Genomic DNA, 14134 nt, shown 5'->3' on the forward strand with positions numbered 1-14134 from the left:
GGTCATTGTCCAGCTATCTGGTGAAGTGCCGTAATGACGCGTTGAGTGTCATCGGCGGTCATATCGGGAAATAACGGCAGCGAACAGATGCGCCCGCTATTCCATTCTGTATTTGGGAGCGAAAGGGAAGGGAAGCGCTCGCGATAATACTTTTGCGTATGCGCCGCGCGAAAATGCAGACCGGTGCCGATATTTTGGGCCTTCAGCGCTTCCATCAGGGCATCTCTGCTCAGGCCGCAGCGTGCTTCATCAACGCGAATGATGAACAGATGCCAGGCGTGAATGTGCGACCACTGCGGCAGCTTCAACGGCTGAAAAGGCGTATCTGCCAGCGCTTGCTGATACTGGTGAGCAATTTCAGCGCGACGTGCATTTATTCGACCCAGTTTATCCAGTTGCACCAGGACGATGGCAGCATTGATATCGGTCAGGTTGTACTTGTATCCTGGGGCCAGAACTTCCGCCTGCGGTGCGCGACCGTAGGTTTGTCGGTCATAGGCATCCACGCCCAGACCGTGAAATTTCAGACTGCGAAGCCGTTGCGCGAGCGCACTGTCGTCGGTAACGATCAGTCCACCTTCCGCACAGGTAACATTTTTGATGGCGTGAAAGGAGAAAATCGCCGTGCCGCGTGCGCCAACATGACGGCTCTTGTATAACGTTCCCACCGCATGTGCCGCATCTTCGATGATCGGGATGCCATAACGCTCGCCGATGGCGTAAATCGCATCAAGATCGGCAGGAGCGCCGGCATAATGCACCGGAATAATCGCTTTGGTTCGTGGGGTAATGGCCGCTTCGATTTGTTCGGGAGTGACCATCAGCGTATCGCGGTCGACATCGATCATCACCGGCGTCGCACCCAACAGGACAATCATATTGATCGTAGAAACCCACGTCATCGACGGGGTGATCACCTCATCACCTGCGCCTACGTCCAGCGCCATCAGCGTGATGTGCATACCTGCTGTAGCAGAGCAGACGGCAACGGCATTCTGGTTTCCTGTCAGCCGACAGAATGCCTCTTCCAGTTGCTGATTTTTAGGGCCGGTGGTTATCCATCCGGAGTCCAGAACGGCCTTGATAGCGGCAAGCTCTTCAGCACCTAATGCTGGGCGAGAGAAAGGCAAAAAGTCAGACATCATTATTCCTTAAAGCCATTAAACGCCATCGCATATTTATTTGAGTAATAAACAAGGACGTTGTTAATTATTTCATCAGGCTACAAAGATTAATGACTGAAGGTTAATTTATCCTTAAGAGTTTAAGGTTGGGAAATAACGTGAGATATGTTGGGTTTGGTCTTATCTTGTTGAAAGTATTATTTTTTATTTTGTGATGGCAAGGTGGCATTGCTCCCGTTTATTAAAAAATTAAGCAATGCCAATACACAGGAAACCCATTTTATAGCGACAAAAACTACAGCAATCCTTTCATTTTTAATGTTTTTCGGGTGGCGATGTTTAAGTCGTACTGGGCGAGATCTTGCGGCTTAACCCATGCGAAGTCCTGGAACTCTTCGTTAATTTTCACTTCGCGATTGGCAGAAACACAATCGAAAATAAGATAAATCATGTAGATCTCTTCCTGACGACCATCTGCATAGGTTTTGGTGCGGATATCGTCGCTGAAGGTCCACGGGGTAATCTCAGTGAGTTCCAGTTGCTCGCCCAACTCTTCGCGCACTTCCCGACGTAAGGCCTCTTCGATACGTTCACCCGGTTCAACGCCGCCGCCAGAAAGTGCCCACTGACCGGGGAATACGCCGCGATCGTCGGCCATTTTGCACAGTAAATAACAACCATCGTTCTGAATTAACGGGCAAACAATTGTTCTTTGGCGCATAAGTTGGGTCCTTGTAGAAGCAAGTATAGAAAATTCCATCGTGCGCTCATCTTACCTTTTGCGGGCTGCAGAAAAAACGCTTCATCGACGATTAACGCCGCGTTGCCAGAGAAAACAGGATGTTTGTTGAAAATGGCGTTCAGGTACGCTCAACAGTGCAATTGGCACAAGAACTTAACCTTAACTAAATCTTGTGAGTAGTATTTGGTTACAATATGTTATTGCATCGCTTTTTTAGCTCATTGATTCCTCGCCATCAGGCAGTACAATCCAGCGGTTTTGGGGCTATGTTTTGATTCTTGCTGGAAAGGATAGAAAATGAAAAAAAGTTTGATGTTGGGTTTTGCCGGAATGCTGTTTGTTTCTGCGTCGGCGAACGCGATTAGTATTAATGGCCAGGCTGGCGAAGATTACACCAACCTTGGATTCGGAATGGGAACTGAAACCACGGGTCTGGCTGTCAGCGGTAACTGGATGCATAACGATGACGACGGTGATGTCGCAGGGTTGGGCCTGGGTCTGAATATCCCATTGGGTCCTCTGCTGGCTACCGTTGGCGGTAAAGGTGTTTATACCAACCCAAACGACGGCGATGAAGGTTATGCTGCGGCGGTTGGTGGCGGTCTGCAGTGGCCGATTGGCGACAGCTTCCGTCTGTTTGGTGAGTACTATTATTCTCCGGACTCGCTCTCCAGCGGTATCGACAGTTATGAAGAAGCTAACGCCGGTGCGCGTCTGACGATCATGCGTCCGCTGAGCATCGAAGCTGGTTATCGCTACCTGAACCTGGCGGGTAAAGATGGCAACCGTGACAACGCGGTTGCTGACGGCCCGTATGTTGGGGTTAACGCCAGCTTCTGATGTCCCTGGCGCGGCATTTAGCCGCGCCTGTTTTTATTTCTCTCTCTCCTTCCTTCCTCCATGTTCCCCCTCCATTGCGTTATAGTGTTTTGATTGCATAAGCAGGAGAACACAATGTTAAACGTGGAGATGCTATCCACCGGGGATGAAGTGTTGCACGGCCAGATCGTCGACACCAATGCCGCCTGGCTAGCTGATTTTTTCTTTAATCAGGGATTACCGTTAACCCGCCGTAACACGGTGGGCGACAATCTCGATGACCTGGTCGCCATTTTGCGCGAACGCAGTGAACACGCCGATATTTTGATTGTTAATGGTGGCTTAGGGCCAACCAGCGATGATTTAAGCGCGCTGGCGGCGGCAACGGCAAAAGGTGAAGGGCTGGTGCTGCATGACGCCTGGCTAGCTCAGATGGAACATTATTTCCGCGAGCGCGGTCGCGTGATGGCGCCGAGCAACCGAAAGCAGGCTGAATTACCCGCCAGCGCTGAATTTATTAATAATCCCGTCGGGACCGCCTGCGGATTCGCCATTAAGCTCAACCGCTGCCTGATGTTTTTTACGCCGGGTGTGCCGTCAGAATTTAAAGTGATGGTTGAGCATGAAATCCTGCCGCGCCTGCGGGAGCGTTTCTCCCTCTCTCAGCCCCCGCTATGTCTACGATTAACCACCTTTGGTCGTTCTGAAAGCGATCTGGCGCAAAGCCTGGATCCGCTGCCTTTACCACCAGGGGTGACGATGGGATATCGCTCGTCCATGCCAATTATCGAGCTGAAGCTAACCGGGCCGGATTCCCAACGTGAAGCGATGCTGGCGCTCTGGCCAGAGGTTAAACGGGTTGCCGGGCAGAATATGATATTTGAAGGCACGGAAGGGCTTCCTGCACAAATTGCACGTACTTTGCAGTCGCGACAGTTCAGCCTGACGCTGAGCGAGCAGTTTACCGCGGGCCTGATCGCACTCCAGCTATCTCGCGCTAACGCACCGTTGTTAGCCAGTGAAGTGGTGCCTTCTCAGGAAGAAACGCTGGCGCAAACGGCGCACTGGATAACCGAGCGACGCGGCAAGCATTACGCAGATCTGGCTTTGGCGGTATCGGGTTTCGAAAACGAACATATTAACTTTGCTCTGGCAACGCCCGAGGGTACACACGCTTTGCGTGTGCGACTTAGCGCGAATCGCTACAGCTTGTCGGTGCGTCAGGAAGTCTGCGCGATGATGGCACTGAACATGTTGCGTCGTTGGCTTCATGGTCAGGATATCGCCAGCGAACACGGCTGGATTGAAGTGGTTGAGTCGCTGACGGCGTAGCATTTAACGGGAAGGTGTCCTTGCCTTCCCGTCATCAGTCCATCCTGTTGTACTCTTCGTGAAAATATCAGTGACTTATTTCACAATTCTCTCCGTTATTTCTCCAGTACGTTGGAAGAACGGAGGGATTTGACACGCTTCACAATTTTACCCACGTTGACCGACCACACTGATTCCAGTATCTCAGACTGGAGTCCAGTATGTTGGAATCAAGTAAAGTTCCTGCTCTCACCAGAGCGATCGACATTCTCAATCTTATTGCGCGTATCGGACCATGCAGCGCTGCAACGATCATCGACACGTTGAGGATCCCCAAAAGCACCGCCTATCTGCTGCTTAATGAGCTGAAGCGCCAGCGCTTTATCAGTCTTGATCACCAGGAAAACTACTGCCTGTGGACCAAGCTGGTGGAATTGTCAGGACATGCGCTGAGCAAGATGGATTTGCGCGAGCTGGCTCGCCCTCGTCTGACGCAACTGATGGATGAGACGGGGTTGCTCTGCCATCTGGGGATAATCGACCATGAAAGCGCTTATTACATCCTGAAAGTGGAATCGTCCTCCACCATCAGCGTGCGTTCGCACGAAGGTAAAAGTCTCTCGCTCTATCGTTCAGGTATTGGCAAATGCCTGCTGGCCTGGCAACCCGCCGTTGTGCGTAACACCATTATTGGACAGTTGGTGTGGGAACAGGCAACGCCGACCACCATCACAAACCCGCAACGATTAAATGATGAGTTGGAACGTATTCGTCAACGCGGATGGAGTTTTGACAATGGTGAAGATTATCCGGATGTCCGTTGCGTTGCAGCCCCGGTTTTTAACGCCAGTAACGCACTGACCGCTGCGATCTCAGTGGTCGGTACCCGCTTACAAATTAACGAAGAGAACCGTGACTATCTGGCCGGGAAAGCGATTGCCTGCGCCAAAGATATTTCACGCCTGTTGGGATGGAAAAGTCCCTTCGACTCACTCGCATCATAAAAAGGAGAACATCATGACCCTACCAAAAATTAAACACATTCGTGCCTGGTTTACCGGTGGCGCTACGGCAGAGAAGGGCGCTGGCGGCGGCGATTATCACGATCAGGGGGCTAACCACTGGATTGACGACCATATCGCCACGCCGATGAGCAAATACCGCGAGTACGAACAGTCACGTCAGTCTTTCGGCATCAACGTGCTGGGGACACTGATTGTTGAAGTGGAAGCCGAAAACGGCCAGACCGGTTTTGCCGTTTCCACGGCAGGAGAGATGGGATGTTTCATCGTTGAAAAACATCTCAATCGTTTTATTGAAGGCAAATGTGTGAGTGACATTAAACTCATTCACGATCAAATGCTCAATGCGACAATGTACTACTCTGGCTCCGGTGGTCTGGTGATGAACACTATTTCCTGCGTGGATCTCGCGCTGTGGGATCTGTTCGGTAAGGTGGTGGGGTTGCCGGTCTACAAACTGCTGGGTGGCGCGGTACGTGATGAGATCCAGTTTTACGCGACCGGCGCGCGTCCGGATCTGGCGAAAAATATGGGATTTATCGGCGGTAAAATGCCGACCCACTGGGGACCGCATGACGGGGATGCAGGGATCCGCAAAGATGCAGCAATGGTGGCTGAGATGCGCGAGAAATGTGGACCGGATTTCTGGCTGATGCTCGACTGCTGGATGAGCCAGGACGTGAACTATGCCACCAAACTGGCGCATGCTTGTGCGCCGCATAACCTGAAATGGATCGAAGAGTGTCTGCCGCCGCAGCAGTATGAAGGTTATCGTGAACTGAAACGTAACGCTCCGGCGGGCATGATGGTCACCAGCGGTGAGCATCACGGAACGTTGCAGTCCTTCCGTACGCTCGCTGAAACCGGCATCGATATCATGCAGCCGGATGTGGGCTGGTGCGGCGGGTTAACCACGCTGGTGGAAATTGCCGCCATTGCTAAATCACGCGGGCAACTGGTGGTGCCGCATGGTTCCTCCGTTTATTCCCATCATGCGGTGATCACCTTCACCAATACTCCGTTCAGCGAATTCCTGATGACCAGCCCGGACTGTTCAACAATGCGCCCGCAGTTTGACCCTATCCTGGTAGATGAACCAGTTCCGGTAAATGGACGCATTCATAAGTCGGTGCTGGATAAACCCGGATTTGGCGTTGAGCTTAACCGCGATTGCAATCTGAAGCGCCCTTATAGCCACTAAATCACCTGTGCGTTGTTGTTGATGCGACAACGCCCTCATTTCATTGAGGATCTTGCTATGAGTATCACTTTACTTGACGGTGTAGTGAAGAAAAACCGCGCCCGCTTGATTCCGTTTATGCTGGCGCTGTATGTGCTGGCGTTTCTGGATCGTTCGAACATTGGGTTTGCCAAAGAGACCTATCAAATTGATACCGGGCTGAGCAATGAAGCTTACGCGCTGGGTGCGGGAATTTTCTTTGTGGTTTACGCCTTTCTGGGCGTACCCGCTAATTTGCTGATGCGTAAATTTGGTGCCAGAACCTGGATTGGCACCACCACGTTGCTGTGGGGATTTTTGTCTGCGGCAATGGCGTGGGCGGATACGGAGGCGAAATTCCTGATTATCCGTACCCTTCTTGGCGCGGCAGAGGCAGGGTTCTTCCCCGGAATGATTTACCTGACTTCGCAGTGGTTCCCGCAGCGCAACCGCGCCAGCATCATGGGGCTGTTCTACATGGGAGCGCCATTGGCATTAACTCTGGGATCGCCGCTGTCAGGTGCGCTGCTGGAGATGCACGGTTTTATGGGGCATCCGGGGTGGTTCTGGATGTTCGTTATAGAAGGTTTACTGGCGGTAGGTGCGGGCGTTTTCACTTTCTTCTGGCTTGATGATACCCCACAGCAGGCGCGTTTCCTGAACGCTGAGGAAAAGTCCGTACTCATTAGCCAACTGGCGAGCGAAGAAGAAAAAAAGACCACATCTCGTCTCTCGGATGCGCTGCGTAACGGGCGCGTCTGGCAACTGGCGCTTATCTATCTGACGATTCAGGTTGCGGTGTATGGCCTGATTTTCTTCCTGCCCACGCAAGTTGCCGCGCTGTTGGGAACGAAAGTCGGATTCACGGCTTCGGTGGTCACCGCCATTCCGTGGGTTGTCGCATTGTTTGGCACCTGGTTGATTCCACGCTATTCCGACCGTACCGGCGACCGGCGTAATGTCGCAGCACTGACATTGATGGCTGCGGGGATTGGTATTGGCGTTTCTGGTTTGGTTTCTCCGGTACTGGCTATTCTGGCTTTATGTGTTGCTGCGGCGGGCTTTATCGCAGTACAGCCCGTGTTCTGGACGATGCCAACGCAACAGCTTTCTGGCACTGCGCTGGCAGCTGGTATTGGCTTTGTGAACTTGTTTGGCGCGGTAGGTGGGTTCCTTGCGCCAATCTTACGGGTTAAAGCAGAAACGTTTTTTGCCAGTGACGCTGCTGGGCTGCTGACCCTGGCGGGAGTGGCGATTATAGGTTCACTGATTATCTTCACTTTGCGCGTGAACCGTCCTTCCTCGCAAGTGGGCGCTGCGCATCAATAATCTTATCTACGTTGTAAGGATCGTTATGAACGCATTGTTAGCAAATCCCTTCAAAGAAGGATTACGCAAAGGGGAAGTACAGATTGGCCTGTGGCTCAGTTCAACCACTTCCTATATGGCCGAGATTGCCGCGACGTCGGGTTATGACTGGTTGTTGATTGACGGTGAGCATGCACCGAATACGGTGCAGGATCTCTATCACCAGCTACAGGCAATCGCCCCTTACGCTAGCCAACCGGTGATCCGTCCGATTGAAGGCAGTAAAGCGTTGATCAAACAGGTACTGGATATTGGCGCACAAACGCTGCTGATCCCGATGGTCGACAGCGCTGAGCAGGCGCGTCAGGTGGTCTCTGCTACCCGTTATCCTCCGCTCGGCGAACGCGGTGTTGGGGCGAGCGTGGCGCGAGCGGCGCGCTGGGGGCGAATAGATAACTATATGGCGCAGGCCAATGAGTCGCTCTGTTTGTTAGTTCAGGTTGAAAGTCGGACCGCCCTGGACAATCTGGACGAAATTTTGGATGTGGAGGGCATTGACGGTGTGTTTATTGGCCCTGCGGATCTCTCAGCATCATTGGGATATCCTGATAATGCCGGGCATCCTGATGTTCAGCGGATTATTGAGGAAAGCATTCGCCGCATCCGCGCGGCTGGCAAAGCCGCAGGTTTTCTCGCCGTTGATCCGGCGATGGCGCAAAAATGTCTGCAGTGGGGGGCGAACTTTGTCGCGGTAGGCGTCGATACCATGCTTTATACCGAAGCGCTGGATCGCCGGTTGGCAATGTTTAAATCTGATAAGGCTGTGCAAACGCTCAAAAGCAGTTATTGATACTTGCTTGCCCGATGGTGGAATACCATCGGGCAGCAGCGTTAACCCAATGCTTTGGCAAGCAGGGTGATTGGATGTTCACAGCGCTTGCTTGTTGACATCTCAATCTGCCATTTACAAGTTTCGCAGTCGGTGACGACGATATCAGCGCCGCTTTCTTCAATCTGGCGGAACAGCGGGGCGCCAATGGACTGCGATGTCGGATAGTTTTCTTTTTTGAAGCCGTAAGTTCCGGCGATGCCGCAACACTGGGAATCCAGCACCGTCAGTTCCAGCCCTGGAATTTGTCGCAGTAGCTCCAGCGTGTAGAGCGTCCAGCCCATTTTTTCCATATGGCACGGCGTGTGATAAACCACTTTTAATGGCAGTGTTTTCAGTGGCAGCGTTTTCCCTTCGTCCAGTTTGCGCCATAGCCAACGGGTGGCCAGCTCAATATGTTCGCGCAGGCCAGAGTTGTCGACATCCAGCACTTCAGGATATTCATCGCGTAGCGCAAAAGTACAGGTTGAAGAGGTGGCGATCACCGGAATACCTTTTCCGTCTATCGCTTCTCTGAGTGAGGCCACGTTGCTGACCGCCTGCTTACGCGCTTTATCGGTAAAACCGTTGGCGATCAGCGGCACGCCGCAGCACTTTTCTTTACTCAGCAACTGTACGCCGGTCCCCATTGCGTTCAGCACTTTAATCAGGTCTTTGCCAAGCTGCGGATGGTTGTAGTTGACAAAGCAGCCGTGAAAAAAGGCGACCTGATCCTGATACTGCGCCTGCTGTGCGGCAACGCCGCGATACCAACGACGGAAGGTGCCGAAGGAATATTTTGGCAGCGTCCGGCGATGATCTATTTTTAACGCGTAATCCAGCAACTGACGCACAGGCTTCAGTGAGGTGGCGGTATTGACTATCGGCGCGAACGGTGTAGAAACGGTGCCCATCAAATCGGTATGGCTTAAGACAAAGTTACGCAGCGACGGGCGCGTGGTGTCATATTTGGCGCGCGCGCGCTGGATGATATCGCCAATTTTCACATCTGACGGACAGGCCACTTCGCAGCGCTTGCAGTTGATGCAGTATTTCAGAGCGTCGTCATAGAGCGCACCATCTTTCAGGCGCAGGCGTTCGCCGTCCGGCCCGGCCTGTTTAGGGCCTGGGTAGCCTGGATTGACGCGGCTTACCGGGCAGGCAGTGGTACACACAGTGCATTTGATACAACTTTCAAAACGTGTGTCGCTCATTGCTGGCCTCCTGCACGTTTCGCAATATGATGTGCGGCATGCAAGGCGCTTACTGCGCACACGCCGCCTCCGCAACCTTGGGCTATAGGGTCAAAACCGCCAAGTACCGATCCGACGGCAAACAAGTTCTCTACTGTTTTTCCCGCAAGCGTAGGTCGCAGTTCAGCATCGGTGGTCACGCCAAACTGTTGCCACGGCTGCGGGTCGAAGACGTCGCGCTGATACCACTGCGCACGGGTCTCTGCCTGCTGGACATCCAGGCCAAGGATTGGCTCGTGGACGGCCTCGCGAGTGGCCACCAGCCCGCTGCTGAAGAAGCTACCGCTGGCGAGCACGGCGAAGCGTGGCCGCAGTGGAATATCAGCGTGGTTGCGGGTCCAGACTTCGCTCACTATACCGTCCTGACAGGTGATTTTTTTCACTTCGTCGCCCGGCATCCAGACGCCGCCCTGGCGCACAAACTGGCGTTGTAATTGATTGTGCAGGCGCATGCCTAGAACGGAAGGCGGTAAGGTCGGTAACAACATCAGCGAGCAGGGCAGACGTTCGTTGAGCCACTGCCAGAGCCGGGAATCGGCGAGGCCGAAGCAGGCTGGCATAATGATCATGTCGCAGGTTTTTGCTATTGGCAGCAGCGCGTCATAGAGCAGTTGCCATTTATCTTCGTTATCCAGCAGGCGTGCGATGTTAACCGCGCGAAACTCAGTAGGGTTATCGCGCAGGACATCCAGTTCTGGTAGCTCGATTTCTGCGGTTTCGACGCTGAGGTTATGCTGGCTCAGAGAGGCGGCCGCGAGGTGCGCCTGAAAATCCAGTAACCCGCTGATGCCCACCACGCAGATATGCTGAGCAGACAGCGGCCAGACAGGGACTTCCGGCGAGCTGAGCCAGGCTGAACGCAAGGTGCCCAGTGGCGTCACGCGTTGATGCCCATGATGAACCTCGCCCTGCAATTGGGCGCCAGATTCTTTCAGCAGAGTTTGTGCCTGCTGCGCCAGAGACAATACACTTTGCGTGCCAATGAGACTATAAGGATGCAACGGAGCCTGGGTGCGCAGCGCGTTCAAACCCGCCTCGATATCGCTCACCGGCTGCCCATCCGGCAGCGTGCTGAGTAAATCCAGCGAGCCGGAGGAAAAATGCAGTGCGCTTTGGCCGCGGGTAACAATCGTGCAGCGCAACCCGCTTTTTTGTAGCTGCAGACCGCACAGTAGCCCGGCGAGGCCGCCGCCGATAATGACGGTATCAAATTTCATCCTGGTGCTCCTTTTCCAGACCGCACAATCCCTGATAAACCCAGCGCGTGAATTCGCTTTCGCGCAGCGCATCTCCCCAGGCAATCGGCTGCACGCCTTTCCAGCGTTCGTTGAGGAACTCGGAGAGTTGGGTGATGGATTGCGCGGCGGTGGTAACATTAAAACGTTGCAGCAAACCTGCGGCACGGCAGGCACACAACTCGCCCTGGCATGTCCCCATCCCGACGCGGGTACGACGACGTAAATCCAGCAGGCTGTTGACGGTTAAATTTTCCACAGCGTATTGCACTTCTCCCGCTGTGACCGCCTCGCATTCACAGACCAGACTGCGGTGCTGACGACCTTCGCTCAGCCAGGCAGGGGTGCGATCGCCGTGACGGTAGACCGCTGAGCCACGGAGTGGTGCTGGCAAAGAGATCACACGTTTTAGCGTGTGCTCAGTCGATTCCTGCGAACCTGGCAGCGCGGCATCCGCAGTGGTGCAAGGTCGGGTATTGCCTAGCTTGCGGCAGACGGCGTCGGTAGCCCATTCGGCCATCAGGCGGTAGGTCATCAGTTTGCCGCCGGTGATAGTGATAAACCCATCCAGTCCGTCGCGTTCGGCGTGATCGAACAGTACGATACCGCGGCTAACGTTGCGACCTGTTGGATCATCGTCGCTGGCCACCAGCGGACGCACGCCGGAGTAGGCGCGTAAAATGCGCGTTTTCGCCATAATCGGGGCCAGTTTTTCCCCTTCACGCAGTAGAATATCAACCTCTTCAGCGGTGACGCGGTTGCTGTCGATATCGTCGTAATCAATGTGCTGTGAGGTGGTACCGATCAGCGAGATGGTGTCGCCAGGCACCAGAATGTCGGCATCAGACGGCTTACGACAGCGGTTGATGACATGTTGGTTAATGCGATGATCCATGATCAGCAGCGAGCCTTTCGCTGGGAACATGCGGATGCTCAGATCGGCATATTCCGCAATCCGTTGACCCCAGATCCCGGCGGCGTTCACCACCACCGGCGCATGCAGGGACTGCATCTCACCGGTAAGATGATTGCGTACGTTCACACCGCAGACGGTTGCGCCTTCACGAATCAGCCCGGTCACTTCATGGGCCGTCAGGATGACTGCGCCATGCTCACGTGCATCCAGCATGTTGGCGGCGGTCAAACGGAAGGGATCCACGGTACCGTCCGGTACTTTTACCGCACCAATCAACTGCGGATTCACCGCTGGCTCGATAATGCGTGCCTGTTGGGGGTCAATCGCCTCTGCGCGGATCCCCGCGTCTTCACAGGCGCGAATAAAGGTGGCCTGGAAGGAGAGCTCATCTTCCGGCAACGTAATAAACAGACCGTCCGTTGATTCAACGCAGTGGCGGGCGATACGTTTCAGAATTTGGTTTTCGCTAATACATTCACGAGCAGATTCAGCGTCAGTGACGGCATAGCGTGCACCGCTGTGCAACAGGCCGTGGTTACGTCCCGTCGCACCGGTGGCGATATCGTGGCGTTCGACCAAAATGACGCGCAATCCGCGTAGGGCACAGTCGCGTGCGATCCCGGCACCTGTTGCTCCTCCACCAATGATAATCACGTCACTTGTTTGCGAGTCGCGAGTTTTCATTGTTTTTCCTCACAGTTCGTTTTTTATCATTTAGCCACATAAAAAACATGGATTGTTTGATTTCGCGCATAATCGCTCATTATTCGAAAATGAAACGTGATTCCGTGCGCCTTTATGAACATTTGTCATAAAACTGTAACAATATGTGCTGTGTTTCACATTATTGCGCTGAATCTTTCCTTAACATCGCGGCCACACTGGGGGCGGTAGCGTCGCGATGACGTACTACAGTGTTTCCTTCGAATGAAAGACGGCCACGGAGGCTACATAATATGTTGAGCATTTTTAAACCGGCGCTACACAAAACGCGCTTACCTGCAGCGGAGATCGATCCTACTTATCGTCGATTGCGCTGGCAGATTTTCATGGGGATATTCTTCGGCTATGCGGCGTACTATCTGGTACGTAAGAACTTTACTCTGGCGATGCCATACCTGGTTGAGCAGGGTTTCTCTCGTGGCGATCTGGGCTTTGCATTGTCTGGTATCTCCATTGCTTATGGTTTTTCGAAATTTATTATGGGGTCCGTTTCGGACCGCTCGAATCCGCGCGTTTTCCTGCCTGCGGGCTTGATTCTGGCTGCGGCAGTCATGTTGTTTATGGGCTTTGTGCCGTGGGCGACATCGAGTATTGCCGTGATGTTCGTGTTGTTGTTCCTCTGCGGCTGGTTCCAGGGGATGGGGTGGCCACCGTGTGGCCGTACCATGGTGCACTGGTGGTCGCAAAAAGAGCGCGGCAGTATTGTTTCTGTATGGAACTGCGCGCATAACGTGGGTGGCGGTCTGCCTCCGCTGCTGTTCCTACTGGGGATGGCTTGGTTTAACGACTGGAAAGCTGCACTGTACATGCCGGCATTTGGTGCGATTATTGTCGCCCTGATTGCTTTTGCTCTGATGCGCGATACGCCGCAGTCCTGTGGTTTGCCGTCTATCGAAGAGTATAAGAATGACTATCCGGACGATTACAACGAAAAAGCAGAAGAAGAGCTGACTGCGAAGCAGATCTTCATGCAGTACGTTCTGCCTAACAAACTGTTGTGGTACATCGCGATTGCCAACGTATTTGTCTATTTGCTGCGTTACGGCATCCTCGACTGGTCGCCGACCTACCTAAAAGAAGTGAAACATTTCGCACTGGATAAATCATCCTGGGCCTACTTCCTGTATGAGTATGCGGGTATCCCTGGCACCCTGTTGTGTGGCTGGATGTCGGATAAAGTCTTCCGTGGTAACCGTGGTGCGACTGGCGTGTTCTTTATGACGCTGGTGACTATTGCAACGGTCGTTTACTGGATGAACCCGGCGGGAAATCCGAATGTTGATATGGCATGTATGATTATCATCGGCTTCCTGATCTACGGTCCGGTAATGCTGATTGGTCTGCATGCGCTGGAACTGGCGCCGAAAAAAGCGGCGGGTACGGCGGCAGGCTTCACCGGGCTGTTTGGTTACCTGGGCGGCTCTGTGGCGGCGAGCGCCATTGTGGGTTACACCGTTGACTTCTTCGGTTGGGACGGTGGTTTTATGGTGATGATTGGCGGCAGCGTACTGGCGGTTATTCTGCTGGTGATTGTGATGATTGGTGAAAAACGCCATCACGCAGAGATGGAACTGAAGCGTAACGGGGGCTAATA

Annotated in this window: 12 protein-coding genes; 7 read left to right on the top strand and 5 right to left on the bottom strand. The window is 53.5% G+C overall.

Annotated elements, in window-relative coordinates:
• Nucleotides 1-2 precede the first annotated feature (2 nt).
• Both arnB and nudI read right to left on the bottom strand, forming a co-directional pair.
• On the bottom strand, nucleotides 3-1142 hold the full coding sequence (gene arnB / locus E4Z61_RS01465; protein WP_135321207.1) for a UDP-4-amino-4-deoxy-L-arabinose aminotransferase: 1140 nt from the start codon (nucleotides 1140-1142) through the stop codon (nucleotides 3-5).
• A gap of 277 nt (nucleotides 1143-1419) precedes the next feature.
• Nucleotides 1420-1845, bottom strand: coding sequence for a nucleoside triphosphatase NudI (gene nudI, locus E4Z61_RS01470; protein WP_135321208.1), 426 nt, complete (start codon nucleotides 1843-1845; stop codon nucleotides 1420-1422).
• A 318-nt stretch (nucleotides 1846-2163) separates the two neighbouring features.
• Here nudI and E4Z61_RS01475 point away from each other — a divergent pair, with 318 nt between their 5' ends.
• From E4Z61_RS01475 to yfaU, 6 genes are all read left to right on the top strand, one after another.
• Entirely contained in the window at nucleotides 2164-2706 is a 543-nt protein-coding gene (locus E4Z61_RS01475; protein ID WP_135321209.1) for a YfaZ family protein, read from the top strand.
• A 114-nt stretch (nucleotides 2707-2820) separates the two neighbouring features.
• Nucleotides 2821-4017, top strand: coding sequence for a nicotinamide mononucleotide deamidase-related protein YfaY (locus tag E4Z61_RS01480; RefSeq protein WP_135321210.1), 1197 nt, complete (start codon nucleotides 2821-2823; stop codon nucleotides 4015-4017).
• A gap of 200 nt (nucleotides 4018-4217) precedes the next feature.
• Nucleotides 4218-5000, top strand: coding sequence for an IclR family transcriptional regulator (locus E4Z61_RS01485; RefSeq protein WP_135321211.1), 783 nt, complete (start codon nucleotides 4218-4220; stop codon nucleotides 4998-5000).
• 13 nt (nucleotides 5001-5013) lie between these two features.
• Nucleotides 5014-6219 carry an L-rhamnonate dehydratase gene (gene rhmD, locus E4Z61_RS01490; RefSeq protein WP_135321212.1) on the top strand — a complete coding sequence of 402 codons (1206 nt, stop codon included), beginning with the start codon at nucleotides 5014-5016 and terminating at the stop codon, nucleotides 6217-6219.
• Between the two features lie 57 nt (nucleotides 6220-6276).
• Entirely contained in the window at nucleotides 6277-7566 is a 1290-nt protein-coding gene (locus tag E4Z61_RS01495) for an MFS transporter (RefSeq protein ID WP_135321213.1), read from the top strand.
• A 25-nt stretch (nucleotides 7567-7591) separates the two neighbouring features.
• The gene (gene yfaU, locus E4Z61_RS01500; RefSeq protein ID WP_135321214.1) at nucleotides 7592-8395 is read left to right on the top strand and encodes a 2-keto-3-deoxy-L-rhamnonate aldolase; all 804 of its coding nucleotides are present in this window, start codon (nucleotides 7592-7594) and stop codon (nucleotides 8393-8395) included.
• A gap of 41 nt (nucleotides 8396-8436) precedes the next feature.
• Here yfaU and glpC read toward each other — a convergent pair whose 3' ends face one another.
• The 3 genes from glpC to glpA are packed head-to-tail and all read right to left on the bottom strand — an operon-like array spanning nucleotide 8437 to nucleotide 12501.
• Nucleotides 8437-9627, bottom strand: coding sequence for an anaerobic glycerol-3-phosphate dehydrogenase subunit GlpC (gene glpC, locus E4Z61_RS01505; protein WP_135321215.1), 1191 nt, complete (start codon nucleotides 9625-9627; stop codon nucleotides 8437-8439).
• The gene (gene glpB, locus E4Z61_RS01510; protein WP_135321216.1) at nucleotides 9624-10883 is read right to left on the bottom strand and encodes a glycerol-3-phosphate dehydrogenase subunit GlpB; all 1260 of its coding nucleotides are present in this window, start codon (nucleotides 10881-10883) and stop codon (nucleotides 9624-9626) included. Before glpB ends, glpC begins: the two co-directional genes overlap by 4 nt.
• The gene (gene glpA, locus E4Z61_RS01515; protein ID WP_135321217.1) at nucleotides 10873-12501 is read right to left on the bottom strand and encodes an anaerobic glycerol-3-phosphate dehydrogenase subunit A; all 1629 of its coding nucleotides are present in this window, start codon (nucleotides 12499-12501) and stop codon (nucleotides 10873-10875) included. The genes glpB and glpA overlap by 11 nt, the downstream gene beginning before the upstream one ends.
• A 272-nt stretch (nucleotides 12502-12773) precedes the next feature.
• Between glpA and glpT the strand changes: the two genes are divergently transcribed.
• Entirely contained in the window at nucleotides 12774-14132 is a 1359-nt protein-coding gene (gene glpT, locus E4Z61_RS01520; RefSeq protein ID WP_135321218.1) for a glycerol-3-phosphate transporter, read from the top strand.
• Nucleotides 14133-14134 lie beyond the last annotated feature (2 nt).

The sequence above is a fragment of the Citrobacter tructae genome, assembly GCF_004684345.1.
GTDB classification, from domain to species: Bacteria; Pseudomonadota; Gammaproteobacteria; order Enterobacterales; family Enterobacteriaceae; genus Citrobacter; species Citrobacter tructae.